An 11,905-nucleotide genomic window follows, 5' to 3' on the forward strand; every position below is an offset into this window, starting at 1 on the left:
CGTATACCTGGCATGAACGACGTGAAGCGCATGGACATCATCGGCCTATTGGGTCCTTTGCGGCGCTATGCCCGCTCCCTGACGCGCGACGAGGTGCAGGCGGAGGACTTGGTGCAGGATGCACTCGTACGGGCCTACGAGCACAAGGCATCGTTCCGTCCCAGCGGCAACCTGCGCGGGTGGCTGCTCTCGATCGTCCATAACGCCTTTATCGACAACCGGCGTCGTCGCATCGCGGAGCTTCGACGCTGGGAGCAGGCTGCGGAGCTGGCCGAAAGCGCCGCCATGCCCGACCAGGAGAGCCGCGTCCGGCTTCAGCAGGTTCAGGCGGCCTTCATGAGCCTGCCCGACGAGCAGCGGGCCGCCCTGCATCTGGTGGCCATCGAAGGCTTGTCGTACCAGGAGGCCGCCACGGCCCTCAAGATTCCCGTCGGCACCCTCATGTCCCGTCTCGGGCGCGCCCGTGCCGCGCTCCGCGCTTTCGAGGCGGGCATCAGCCAACCCGGAGAGCCCGCGCCCAAGCGCCCCGACCTGCGCATCGTTGGAGGATCTGATGTCTGATCCGATCACAGAAACGGATCTTCTCGCCTATGTGGATGACCAGCTCGACCCGGCCAGGCGGATTGAGGTCGAGGAGCATCTAGCCCGGGATCCGGACGCGGCCGCGCGTATTATGGCCGATCTGAAGGACAGAGACACGCTCCGCTTGCTCCAGGCGGCTCCCCTGCCCCGTCCCGGGGAGCCTATGTTGGCGGCGGCAACCCGGCTCGAGCGCGCGCTCGCATGGCGGGAGGTCGGTCTGAAGTTGCGTCGCATCGCGGCCGTCGCGGCGCTGATCGGAATCGGCTGGGTCGCTCACGGACAGGTGGGCCTGGGCATCACCGACAGCGAGGCCTCGCCGAAGCCGCCAGCTTTTGTCGAGGATGCCGTCCATTCGCATGCAACCTCGCTCCTGCGGGCCCGCATGACGTCCCAGCACGAAACGACCGATTTCGACACTGCGGAGATCCTTGCGGTAACGGGAATCCAGCTGCCCGCCTTCCCTGCCGAATGGGTGGTACGGGATGTGCAGGTCTTTCCATCGCGGTACGGCCACAGCGTTGAGGTCGCGATCGATGCCGGCTCACTCGGGCGCGTGTCATTGTTCGCCGCCCAGGTGCCCGCGTTCGACGTGATTTCCCCGACCCCTGCCCGGATCGAGAACGCGCAGGCTGTCTATTGGCAGCGAGGCCTGCTCGCTTACGCCCTGACCGGTGCCGGCAGCGACAAGGCCATCGAGCGGGCCGCCCTGCGCCTGTCCCATACGCTTCAGTGATACATAACAGGAGGACCAGTGATGAATACACCTTACACTTGGCAGACGGCCGCGGCGCGTCCGAGCGGCGCCGTCTTCGACGAAGGCCTGCGCCAGCACATGCTGCGGGTCTACAACTACATGGGGATCGGCCTCGTGGTGACGGGACTCGTGGCGTTCTTCGTCGCCTCGACCCCTGCCCTCTACGTGCCGATCTTCCAGACCCCGCTTAAATGGGTGGTGATGCTGGCGCCGCTGGCCTTCATCTTCTTCTTCTCGTTCCGCATGGATCGGATGACCGCGGCCTCCGCACGCACGGCCTTCTTCGCCTTCTCGGCCGTGATGGGGCTTTCGCTCGCATCCGTATTCCTGGTGTTCACCGGCGCGAGCATCGCGCGCACCTTCTTCATCACGGCCACCATGTTCGGCGCCACAAGCCTCTATGGCTACACGACCAAGCGCGACCTCTCCCGGTTCGGCTCCTTCCTGATCATGGGCCTGATCGGAATCATCATCGCGTCGCTGGTCAACATCTTCCTCGCATCGAGCGCCTTGCAGTTCGCGATCTCGATCATCGGCGTGCTCGTGTTCACGGGACTGACTGCCTACGATACGCAGACCATCAAGGAGCAGTATGCCGAGGGCTTCGGGCACGAGGCAAACAGCAAGATGGCCGTGTTCGGCGCGCTCTCCCTCTATTTGAACTTCATCAACCTGTTCCAGCTCCTCCTCAGCCTCACCGGGCAGCGGGAGGAATAATCTCTCCACCACAACGTCATTGCATCAGAGGATCCTCATTCATGGACCATCAGGACCGTCAGGCCATCGAGCAGCTATTCGGCAAGATCACACAGGTGGAGCGCCAATCCACCCCCCCGGACGCTCAGGCGGCGGAGTTCATCCGGGCGCAGATCGGCCAGCAGCCGAATGCCCCTTACTACATGGCCCAGACCATCGTGGTGCAGGAGCAGGCGCTGAGCGCTGCCCAAGGCCGCATCCAACAGCTGGAGCATGAACTCGCCAGCCGCCGTGCAGGTGGAGGCGGATTCCTTGCCGGCCTGTTCGGCGGGCAGTCCCGTCCGCAGCAGCAACCCTCGTACCAGCCCTATCAGCAGCCGGCGCAGGGCATGCCGCCTCACATGGCACCCGGCATGATGGGCGGCATGGCACCGCAGCGCGGCGGGGGCGGCTTCCTGGCCGGCGCCGCTCAGACTGCGATGGGTGTCGCCGGCGGCGTTCTCATCGGCAACATGATTGCGGGAGCCTTCTCCGGCGGAGAGGCGAACGCGGCTGACGCCGGACAGCCGGAGCCGCAGCAGGCTTCGGCCGAGGATGCCGGTGACGACTTCGGTTTCGAGGAAGACATCTAAGTCAAATAAGCGATGGAGCGGCCCCCTGACCATGGGCAGGCCGCTCCATACCCATATCTCCCGGTCCGAGATCCGCCTACTTCATCCGGATCCCGGCAGGACTCGGCATCGCCGAGACATCTGTCCCTGCAGACATCACAACAATGGCCGAACGTCGGATCAGCCGAGATTGCCACCGGCCCATCCGGCTGAAACAATGCGTGTCAAGGCAGGGATGAAAGGAACATCGCGTGGACTTTTCCTGGCTTTCGGATCCGACGGCCCTTGTCGCCTTGGCGACCTTGGTCGTCATGGAGGTGGTGCTCGGCATCGACAACCTGATCTTCATCTCGATCCTCACCAACAAGCTGCCCGAGCATCAGCGCTCCAAAGCCCGCCGCATCGGCATCGGCCTGGCGCTGATCCTGCGCCTCGGCTTGCTCGGCACCATCGCCATCATCGTCACCTTGACGGAACCGATCTTCACCCTGTTCGGGCACTCCTTCTCATGGCGCGACCTGATCCTGATCGGTGGCGGTCTCTTCCTCGTCTGGAAGGCCACGAAGGAGATCCACCACAATGTGGATCCGACCCCGTCAGAGGATGTATTCGACACGGCGAAGCCAACCCTGACCTTCGGCTCCGCGATCACCCAGATCCTTCTGCTCGATCTCGTCTTCTCACTGGACAGCATCATCACGGCGGTTGGTATGACCGACATCGTCATGATCATGGTGATCGCAGTCGTTGCCGCCGTAACGGTGATGCTACTGGCCGCCAACCCGCTCGCGACATTCATCCAGAACAACCCGACCGTGGTCATGCTGGCGCTCGGCTTCCTGTTGATGATTGGCATGACTCTGATTGCGGAAGGCTTCGGCGCCCACGTGCCCAAAGGCTACATCTACGCCGCAATGGCATTCTCGGCCCTGATCGAAGGCTTGAACATGCTCTCGCGACGCACCGCGCGCCGGAAGGCTCCGTCTGGCCAATCCGCCGAACGATAAATGGATAGAAGGAGGCGTTGCCCGCGCCTCCTTTACCTTCAGCACGATATACGAACGGTAGAACTGAATGATCAGCCATAATCGCTTCGCCGCGTCCGCCTTGGTCCTATTCGGCACCCTCTCGGTTTCCCCGAGCAGCGCCCTTGCTCAGGGTGACAGCGCCCATCGAAGCACGGACGTGGTGGCGGGCAAGTCGCATCGGCTGGGCGTCTACGGCAATGTCCAAAAGGACTGCACATCGGGACCGTTGCCGGTGATCAAGGTGATGACCTCGCCAAAGCATGGCGAACTGAATGTGCGCAGTGGCACCCTGAAAGCAGGTCGCATCGCCCGCTGTCCGAGCCTCGCGGCGAAGGCGCAAGGAGTCTTCTACAAGGCAAATCCCAATTTCAAGGGAAGCGATCAGGTGGGCTACGAAGTCCGCTCAGCCAGCGGCAAGGTGGAAAGCCACTTCGTCACTGTTGTGGTGAAAGAAGCACCCGCATCGGGTACTACCCCGGATACGGATCAGGATCTCTGAAGGCGGCCCCTGATCCGCTCACGTTAGATCGAGACGACCCAGGAACCCGCAGATGTCATGACGACGTGCTTGATCCCCAGATGACGGCAGGGAAGGCGTCCTCGGCATTGGATGCCTGACGTATCGCCGTCATCATGCTCCCATCGCGCGGGCGGCACATCACGCGGGCCGGCGCATTCAGCGGCTCTCCAGGATGCGGGAAGAACCTACGATGGTTTCATGGGAAGCGCGAGACGACCTTAGCTTTGGATTTCAGTTGGGCTTTCCTTGCGAACTCCAATCCAGCCCCGTCGCAGCTGATCCAAGTTGACAGCAATGGCACCCGCGGCGGCCATCACAGCTAAGGCGGCCCAGGTGAATGCGTAGACGAGATGGTTGTTCGAGAAGGCGATGACCGTCAAACCTGCGACAGGTAGGCCAGCGTCACCCGGCGAGCGTTCGGCATCGATGAAATAGGGCGCAACGTCACCCAACCCACGCGCGGCAGCGATCGCGGCCACGTCACGTGAGAACCAGCGGTCGGATCGAGGGTCGTTCATGCGCAGGAAACCGCCCCGTGGCTCTGACATGCGCAGGAGACCGACCACCGTGGCGGGCTTTGGGCCCGGCCGCCACGAAGTCGGCTCGCGCCCTGACGCGGGAACGAAGCCGCGGTTGACGAGGATCGTCGTTCCATCATCTCGGGCCAAGGGGGTGACGACCCAATACCCGCCACCCAAGGCGGTCACGGCCTGGACAAACGTTGAGCGATCCTCAAGCCAGTCACCCGTTGCAAACACGCGACGATATTCGTCCGTAGCAGATCTCACGTCAGACCAACGTCCTGGTCCTGGCGCTGGAATCGGGGCTGCGTGGACGCGTGCCTCCACACGTTCGATCAGGTCAAGCTTGTAGGCGCGGCGATGGACTTGCCAGGCGGCGAGCGCGACGAGCAAGGCCACGAAAAGCAGCGCAGCGACATCGAAGGCGACCAGCATCGCGATTCGCTTGCCCGTCAGGGCCGTTGCAGCGCCTCGTGGGGCGACATCGGCATCATGTTCTGGTCCATGTGGTACATAACCCATATCGAGCCAACCAGCGTGATGACGACAAGAATGAGGGTGAACAACAGGGCCAGAAAGGTCCAGCCGCCCTCCGACTTCGTGTTCATATGCAGGAAATAGATCATATGGACAACGATCTGCGCCGCAGCCAGCACTATGATGATGATGCTGGTCGTGCGTGTGTCGCCCAGCACATCACCCATTACGAGCCAGAACGGAATGGCCGTGAGGATGAGCGACAGGATGAAACCCGTCATGTAGCTTCTGAACGTACCCTGCGCGCCATGGGAGTGATGCTCCCCGTGCACCTCGCTTTGGCCCTGCGACTGTCGGGTGGTTCCGGGTTCGGCAACCTGGCTCATCGCATGACCCCCATCAAATAAACGAAGGTGAACACGCCGATCCAGACCACATCGAGGAAGTGCCAGAACATGGAGAGGCACATGAGCCGGCGCTGATTCTCCAGGATCAGTCCGCGTTGCCGCACCTGGACCATAAGCGTAATGAGCCAAAGGATGCCGAATGTGACATGCAGTCCGTGTGTTCCCACCAGAGCGAAGAACGAGGAAAGAAAGGCACTGCGCTGGGGCGTCGCGCCCTCGCTGATCAAATGCGAGAACTCATAAAGCTCGATCCCGACAAAGGCTGCTCCGAACAGACCCGTGACCCCCAACCAGGCAAGGGTCGGTCTGATCCGGTCCCTGTCCATCTCCAACATGGCAAAGCCGTAGGTGATCGACGACAGAAGCAACAGACTCGTATTGACGGCAACGAGCCGCAGGTCGAACAGGTCGGCTCCCGACGGTCCCGCTGCGTAGTTGCGGCCGAGTACGCCATAGGTGGCGAACAGAACTGCGAAAATGAGGCTGTCGCCCATCAGGTAGATCCAGAAGCCGAACAGCGTGCCTCCATCGCCGTGGGCGTGCTCCTCCTGCTCGTAGAAGACGGGCGCCGTAGCGCCAGGTGGGGGAGTCGTCTCGTGCATCGGCTCAAACCCCTCCTGCGGGCTGGGCCAGCCTCTGGCCCTCAATTCGGACAACCTCCTCGGTCGGAATGTAGTAATCACGGTTGTAATTGAACGTGTGGGCGATAGCCGTCGCGATGATACCAACAAACGAAAGAGCGGCCAGCCACCAGATATACCAGACCAAGGCGAAGCCCAGTATGGTGCTCAACCCGGCCAGGATGACGCCTGTACCCGTATTCTTGGGCATGTGGATCGGCCTGAACCCTTCCAAAGGATGGTCGTAGCCGCGCCGTTTCATGTCCCACCATGCATCAAGATCATGGACCACCGGGGTGAAGGCGAAGTTGTAGGGCGGCGGCGGCGAAGTCGTCGACCATTCAAGGGTCCGTCCGCCCCAAGGGTCGCCCGTGACGTCGCGCAGCTTCTCACGCCGAACATAGCTGATGAAGAGTTGGAACACGAAGGCCGCGATTCCCGCCATGATGATGAAAACGCCGATCGCAGCGATCGTCAGGTAAGGCTGGACGGCTGGATCTTCGAAGTGCTGTGTCCGCCGCGTCACGCCCATGAGCCCCAGGATGTAGATCGGCGTGAACGTGATCCAGAAGCCAACCAGCCAGCACCAGAACGACACCTTTCCCCAGAATGGGTCGAGCTTGTAGCCGAACGCCTTCGGGAACCAATACTGGACGCCTGCGAGCAGGCCGAACACGACGCCCCCGATAATGACGTTATGAAAGTGAGCCACCAGGAACAGGCTGTTGTGCAGGACGAAATCGGCGGGCGGCACAGCCAGCAAAACCCCGGTCAGGCCACCGATCACGAAGGTCGGGATGAAGCCTATGACCCAGATGAACGGCGTCTCGAACCGGATCTTGCCGCGGTACATGGTGAAGAGCCAGTTGAACACCTTCGCTCCCGTCGGGATCGAGATGATCATCGTCGTGATGCCGAAGAACGCGTTGACGTTGGCGCCGGCTCCCATGGTGAAGAAGTGGTGCAGCCAAACAAGCCATGACACGAGCGCGATTACCATCGTGGCGTAGACCATCGACGTGTAGCCAAACAACCGTTTGCTGCAAAAGGTCGAGACAACCTCGGAATAGATCCCGAAGGCAGGTAGGATAAGGACGTACACCTCCGGATGACCCCATATCCAGATGAGGTTCATGTACAGCATCGAGTTGCCGCCGAAATCGTTCGTGAAGAAACGCGTCCCCACGTAACGGTCGAGCGCGAGGAGAACCAAGGTCGCGGTCAAAACCGGAAAGATCGTAACGATGATGGCGTTGCTGGCCAGCGTCGTCCAGGTGAAGACCGGCAGCTTCATCATCGTCATGCCCGGAGCGCGCATTTTCACGATGGTTGCGATCAGATTGATTCCCGACAACGTGGTGCCGACGCCCGCGATCTGAAGACCCCAGATATAGTAATCGACTCCGACGCCGGGACTGTAGGCGGCGCCTGACAGCGGGGGATAGGCAAGCCAGGTGGCTCGCGAGAACTCCCCCACGAACAGGGACATCATCGTGAGAACGGCCCCTCCCGCCGTCATCCAAAAGCTGAAATTGTTGAGAAACGGAAAGGCCACATCACGCGCGCCGATCTGCAACGGCATGATATAGTTCATGACGCCGGTCACGAAGGGCATCGCCATGAAAAAGATCATGATTGAACCGTGGGCCGTGAAGACTTGATCATAATGGTGCGGCGGTAGGTATCCCTCCGACGCGCCAACAGACAAGGCCTTCTGCGTGATCATCATGACGGCGTCGGCGAAGCCGCGCAGCAGCATCACGATGGCCAGGATGACGTACATGATGCCGATCTTCTTGTGGTCGACGCTCGTGAACCATTCCCGCCAGAGATAGCCCCACTGACCATACCACGTGATCGCGCCGACGAGCCCCAGGCCGCCCAAGGCGACGACGATGAAGGTCCCGACCAGAATCGGCTCGTGGTAGGGAATGGCTTCGAGCGAAAGGCGTCCGAAGAGCAATTGGCTGAGATCTGAGTTCGAGAACATGCGGAGGCCCGTCCGGATCAGTGCTGGTGGGGTTCGGCAGGTCGAGGGTTCAGTTGGGACGGTGCAGGGCCGCTGCCTGCACCGGGCGGGGTGGTACCCTGCCCCTGGTCGTTCGGCCCTTCGCCGGGTTGATCGCGCGGCATCACGCCCTGGGGCTCCTCGAGACTCCTGGGCGGGCGACCGGAGGCGGGGAATGTCGCGCCAGACGGTTCGGTGCCGCTTTCGAGGCGGCGGCCGTCGTAGTCCAGCCGCTTGCGGTTCTCCTCGCTTTCATCGGCAGCCCCGCCCGTCCTGTCGATGTGATGCATCTCGTGCACGCACATTTGGCCTGGCGCGACGCACAGGCCGAGGATGGCATCGAAGAGTCCCTCCTCCACCGCGCCGAATTGGCGAACCGGTTCCTGCTCGCTCGGCTTCTCAAGCTTGAGGTAGGCCTCACGGTTCAAGGGCGTCCCGGCCGACTTGGCCTTGGCCACCCACTCATCAAAGCCCTGCGGCGACAGACTTCGGAAACCGAAGTTCATGCGTGAGAAGCCCGATCCGCTGTACATCCCCGAGATGCCGGCGAACTCCCCCTGCTGGTTCATCACGGCATGCAGCTTCGTCTCCATCGCCGGCATGGCGTAGATCATGCCGGCGAGAGCAGGAACGTAGAACGTGTTCCAGACGGAAGAGGACGTGATCCGGAAGGAGATCGGCGCGTTCACGGGGGCGGCCATCTCGTTCACGCTCGCGACACCGTACTCGGGATAGATGAACAGCCATTTCCAGTCGAGTGCGACGACCTCCACCGTCAGGGGCTTCACGTCGGCAGGCACCGGCTTGTCGGGCGCAATCCGGCCAAGTGGCCTGTAGGGGTCGAGCGTGTGCGTGCTGATCCAGGTCATGGCGCCGAGCGCGATGATGATGAGCAGAGGGATTGTCCAGATAATCACTTCGAGCTGGGTCGAATGGTGAAAGTCCGGATCATAGGTCGCGTCATTGTTCGAGGCGCGGTAGCGCCATGCGAAAATGAACGTGAGCGCGATCACCGGCAGGATGACGAGGAGCATGAGCGCGGTGGATGCAATGATGAGGTTGCGCTGCTGAACCGCGATATCACCGGAAGGGTTCATGACGACCAGATTGCAGCCGGCGAGAAGCCCTGCGACGGCGATCAGAACCAGACCGTGGAGAGATCTGCGCCGCCAGCACGTGCGCGGGCGGTGTGGCGAGGGCGGTTGAGTGGGAGATTTGGCCAGGGCAGTCACTCCATGATTCCCCGCAGAACCGTGCCACGAGACGCGTTCCAGGGGACCCCGTGCATCGGCTGCCGCATGCTTCAGACCTGCCGGATTTCCGAGCGCGACAGGCTCAGTGCCACAAGCGTCGTGACGGCCCCTGACAGCAAGTACAGGCCGACGCAAGCAAGTCCGTATCGGGCCGACAGGAACAGGACGATCAGCGGCGCAAAGCCCGCGCCGAGCAACCAGGCGAGGTCATTGGTGAGGGCAGCGCCGGTATAACGGTATCGCTGCGCGAGCTGCGACGTCACTGCGCCGGATGATTGTCCATACGACAGGCCAAGCAGCGCAAAGCCGGCATTGACGTAGATCGTCTGGCCGATTGCATTCTCCTCGACGATCAACGGAGCGATGGTGCTGCAAACTGCGAAGACGGCAATGAGGCCGGCGGAGATCAGGAGGAGCCTTCGGCGTCCGATTTGGTCGGCGATGAGACCCGAAGCCACGACCGCGACCGCGCAGATGAAGGCACCGGAGCATTGAACCATCAGGAACTCTCCAGCGGAACGCTGGGTAAACAGGGTGATCCAACTGATAGGAAAGACAGTCACGAGATGGAAGAGAGCGAAGCTCGCCAGCGGGATCAGCGCCCCGACCAGGAGAACGCCCGAGTGGTTCCGGATCAGCGGCAGGATCGGCGACGGTTCGAGCCGTCGGCGTTCGAGCAGGCGAGAAAACTCTTCAGTCGCGACGAGCCGCAAGCGTGAGAACAAGGCCACGACGTTGATGGCGAAGGCACAGAAGAACGGATAGCGCCAGCCCCAATCCAGAAAATCGGCCTCTGACAGGTTAAGCAGAAAGAAGGCGAACAGCACGCTGGCGACCATGAATCCGAGTGGTGCACCCAATTGCGGAATGGCGGCGTAAAAGCCTCGACGCTCGACGGGCGCGTTGAGGGCGAGAAGCGACGCAAGCCCGTCCCACGCACCGCCCAGGGCGAGGCCCTGGCCGATCCTCAGAACGCCGAGAAGATACAAGGACCATGCGCCGATCTGAGCGTATCCGGGCAGGAAGGAGATCGCCATGGTGGAGAAGCCGAGCAAAAACAGCGCGATGGTCAGCTTGACGCCCCGACCGTGACGGCGGTCGATCGCCGTGAAGATAATCGAACCAACCGGCCGGGCGACAAAGGCCAACGAGAACATGGCAAACGAATAAAGCGTTGCCGTCACCGGTTCCGCGAACGGGAAGAACACCTTTGGGAACACCACCACGGAGGCAATGGCAAAGACAAAGAAGTCGAAATACTCTGCGGCGCGACCGATGATCACCCCGATGGCGATTTCGCTTGGCGCAACCTTGTGATCGGTGGATACCAAGCGGGCATCGCGCTCAAGGGGCGTGGAGGAAGAATGAGACCCTTGAACCTGATCCATCGTCATCTGGGTAATAGCCTCCAGTGAGAATAGTTCAGCCCAGTCGGTAGATCTGGTTCAGACCTCCAGAGGTCTGTCTTCCCGCTACGCGATCCGAGGCTCTGTCGACACAATCGAGGTTAGAGTTAACCGCAAATTTTAGGGCTGAAGACTGGTTCAGCAACCAGCATCGCCAAGCATTTTCACGTGCGGCATCGGATTTCGTCGCGCTGGCGGCGGGCGGACGCAAAAGCATCGCCGTCCGGGACGACGATTGTTACTTCATTACAATGTTTCATGATGTGAGTCGGGGTCGTTTCTCTGTCTGTGCCGTTGTGAGTTCCTCGACAGAACAGCAACAGCCAGTAGCGTCGAGGCAATCGAACGGCGGGTGTTCGAGAGCATCGCCTCCCCTCTCGAATTTCTCATGAACCCAGAATAAAAACGATATTTAGTTATATATTGCTTCCCTCTATAATTCCCGCTTGTAATCATCTGCCACGGATCATTGATGATGTCTGCGAAATCGCCGAACCGTGTCGACCGACACATCGGGATGAAAATCCGACTCCAGCGATGCGTCATCGGCCTCAGCCCGGAATGACTCGGCAAGCGCCTCGGCATCACGTGCCAGAAACTTCGGAAATATGAGAATGGCCAAGACCGTGTCGGCGCCGGGCGGCTGCAGGACATCGCCCATGCTCTTGGCGTAACCGCCTCGTATCTTCTCGAAGGGCAGACGCACTCCGCCCTGTCGACAGAGAATAGAACGGCCGTCCAGCGGTTCCTTGAGACGCAAGAAGGCATGGAACTTGCTTCCGCTTTCGTCAAGATCGAGAACCCGGCGCTACGCCGGGTTCTTTTGGACCTCATCAAAGCAGCGATTTCCGACAAGGGTTCTCAAACTTGACCTGGAGACTTCTTGTAGCTTCGCGACGCTTCTCCCGGTTCGTCTCCCCAGCCGATTTCCTTTGGCAAATCGAGAACAGCTTCTATCACTACTTTGGCAGGCATGAGGAACCAGGCGAGGCCTGCCGACGTCTTCCCTGAAGGATAGTCCG

Annotated in this window: 13 protein-coding genes; 7 read left to right on the forward strand and 6 right to left on the reverse strand. The window is 61.1% G+C overall.

Annotated features, from left to right (window positions below; all coding sequences use genetic code 11):
- Positions 1–12: 12 nt before the first annotated feature.
- From KBI52_RS16050 to KBI52_RS16075, 6 genes are all read left to right on the forward strand, one after another.
- Positions 13–561 (forward strand): sigma-70 family RNA polymerase sigma factor, encoded by a 549-nt coding sequence (locus KBI52_RS16050; RefSeq protein WP_210808669.1) that lies wholly within the window; start codon positions 13–15, stop codon positions 559–561.
- Positions 554–1,315 carry an anti-sigma factor gene (locus tag KBI52_RS16055; protein WP_173945747.1) on the forward strand — a complete coding sequence of 254 codons (762 nt, stop codon included), beginning with the start codon at positions 554–556 and terminating at the stop codon, positions 1,313–1,315. Before KBI52_RS16050 ends, KBI52_RS16055 begins: the two co-directional genes overlap by 8 nt.
- Before the next feature lie 21 nt (positions 1,316–1,336).
- Positions 1,337–2,053 (forward strand): Bax inhibitor-1/YccA family protein, encoded by a 717-nt coding sequence (locus KBI52_RS16060; protein WP_173945746.1) that lies wholly within the window; start codon positions 1,337–1,339, stop codon positions 2,051–2,053.
- A gap of 41 nt (positions 2,054–2,094) precedes the next feature.
- Complete coding sequence (locus tag KBI52_RS16065; RefSeq protein ID WP_173945745.1) at positions 2,095–2,664, forward strand: DUF2076 family protein; 570 nt, start codon at positions 2,095–2,097, stop codon at positions 2,662–2,664.
- 290 nt (positions 2,665–2,954) lie between these two features.
- Positions 2,955–3,650 carry a TerC family protein gene (locus KBI52_RS16070; RefSeq protein ID WP_247654430.1) on the forward strand — a complete coding sequence of 232 codons (696 nt, stop codon included), beginning with the start codon at positions 2,955–2,957 and terminating at the stop codon, positions 3,648–3,650.
- A gap of 67 nt (positions 3,651–3,717) precedes the next feature.
- Positions 3,718–4,170 carry a 4-aminobutyrate aminotransferase gene (locus tag KBI52_RS16075; protein WP_210808659.1) on the forward strand — a complete coding sequence of 151 codons (453 nt, stop codon included), beginning with the start codon at positions 3,718–3,720 and terminating at the stop codon, positions 4,168–4,170.
- Between the two features lie 239 nt (positions 4,171–4,409).
- Here KBI52_RS16075 and KBI52_RS16080 read toward each other — a convergent pair whose 3' ends face one another.
- The 6 genes from KBI52_RS16080 to KBI52_RS16105 all read right to left on the reverse strand — a co-directional run bounded on the left by KBI52_RS16080 (position 4,410) and on the right by KBI52_RS16105 (position 10,871).
- Complete coding sequence (locus KBI52_RS16080) at positions 4,410–5,147, reverse strand: SURF1 family protein (RefSeq protein ID WP_173945742.1); 738 nt, start codon at positions 5,145–5,147, stop codon at positions 4,410–4,412.
- Between the two features lie 17 nt (positions 5,148–5,164).
- The gene (gene cyoD, locus KBI52_RS16085) at positions 5,165–5,575 is read right to left on the reverse strand and encodes a cytochrome o ubiquinol oxidase subunit IV (RefSeq protein WP_173945741.1); all 411 of its coding nucleotides are present in this window, start codon (positions 5,573–5,575) and stop codon (positions 5,165–5,167) included.
- Entirely contained in the window at positions 5,572–6,198 is a 627-nt protein-coding gene (gene cyoC / locus KBI52_RS16090) for a cytochrome o ubiquinol oxidase subunit III (RefSeq protein WP_210808661.1), read from the reverse strand. Before cyoC ends, cyoD begins: the two co-directional genes overlap by 4 nt.
- A 4-nt stretch (positions 6,199–6,202) precedes the next feature.
- Positions 6,203–8,206 (reverse strand): cytochrome o ubiquinol oxidase subunit I, encoded by a 2,004-nt coding sequence (gene cyoB / locus KBI52_RS16095; RefSeq protein ID WP_173945739.1) that lies wholly within the window; start codon positions 8,204–8,206, stop codon positions 6,203–6,205.
- A gap of 17 nt (positions 8,207–8,223) precedes the next feature.
- Positions 8,224–9,372 carry a ubiquinol oxidase subunit II gene (gene cyoA / locus KBI52_RS16100; protein WP_247654431.1) on the reverse strand — a complete coding sequence of 383 codons (1,149 nt, stop codon included), beginning with the start codon at positions 9,370–9,372 and terminating at the stop codon, positions 8,224–8,226.
- Between the two features lie 155 nt (positions 9,373–9,527).
- A complete protein-coding gene (locus KBI52_RS16105; protein WP_173945738.1) occupies positions 9,528–10,871 on the reverse strand; it encodes an MFS transporter in 1,344 nt (447 codons plus the stop codon).
- A gap of 595 nt (positions 10,872–11,466) precedes the next feature.
- On the opposite strand from KBI52_RS16105, the gene KBI52_RS34170 reads away from it, so the two are divergent.
- Positions 11,467–11,754, forward strand: coding sequence for a helix-turn-helix transcriptional regulator (locus tag KBI52_RS34170; RefSeq protein ID WP_210808671.1), 288 nt, complete (start codon positions 11,467–11,469; stop codon positions 11,752–11,754).
- Positions 11,755–11,905: the final 151 nt, after the last annotated feature.

The organism is Microvirga sp. HBU67558, assembly GCF_018069605.1.
Classification (GTDB): Bacteria; Pseudomonadota; Alphaproteobacteria; order Rhizobiales; family Beijerinckiaceae; genus Microvirga; species Microvirga terrae.

Excerpts from the sequence above, each read along its gene's own strand:
- KBI52_RS16050 (WP_210808669.1), top strand. The coding sequence starts at position 13 with ATGAACGACGTGAAGCGCATGGACATCATCGGCCTATTGGGTCCTTTG.
- KBI52_RS16055 (WP_173945747.1), top strand. The coding sequence starts at position 554 with ATGTCTGATCCGATCACAGAAACGGATCTTCTCGCCTATGTGGATGAC.
- KBI52_RS16060 (WP_173945746.1), top strand. The coding sequence starts at position 1,337 with ATGAATACACCTTACACTTGGCAGACGGCCGCGGCGCGTCCGAGCGGC.
- KBI52_RS16065 (WP_173945745.1), top strand. The coding sequence starts at position 2,095 with ATGGACCATCAGGACCGTCAGGCCATCGAGCAGCTATTCGGCAAGATC.
- KBI52_RS16070 (WP_247654430.1), top strand. The coding sequence starts at position 2,955 with ATGGAGGTGGTGCTCGGCATCGACAACCTGATCTTCATCTCGATCCTC.
- KBI52_RS16075 (WP_210808659.1), top strand. The coding sequence starts at position 3,718 with ATGATCAGCCATAATCGCTTCGCCGCGTCCGCCTTGGTCCTATTCGGC.
- KBI52_RS16080 (WP_173945742.1), bottom strand. The coding sequence starts at position 5,147 with ATGCTGGTCGCCTTCGATGTCGCTGCGCTGCTTTTCGTGGCCTTGCTC.
- cyoD (WP_173945741.1), bottom strand. The coding sequence starts at position 5,575 with ATGAGCCAGGTTGCCGAACCCGGAACCACCCGACAGTCGCAGGGCCAA.
- cyoC (WP_210808661.1), bottom strand. The coding sequence starts at position 6,198 with ATGCACGAGACGACTCCCCCACCTGGCGCTACGGCGCCCGTCTTCTAC.
- cyoB (WP_173945739.1), bottom strand. The coding sequence starts at position 8,206 with ATGTTCTCGAACTCAGATCTCAGCCAATTGCTCTTCGGACGCCTTTCG.
- KBI52_RS16105 (WP_173945738.1), bottom strand. The coding sequence starts at position 10,871 with ATGACGATGGATCAGGTTCAAGGGTCTCATTCTTCCTCCACGCCCCTT.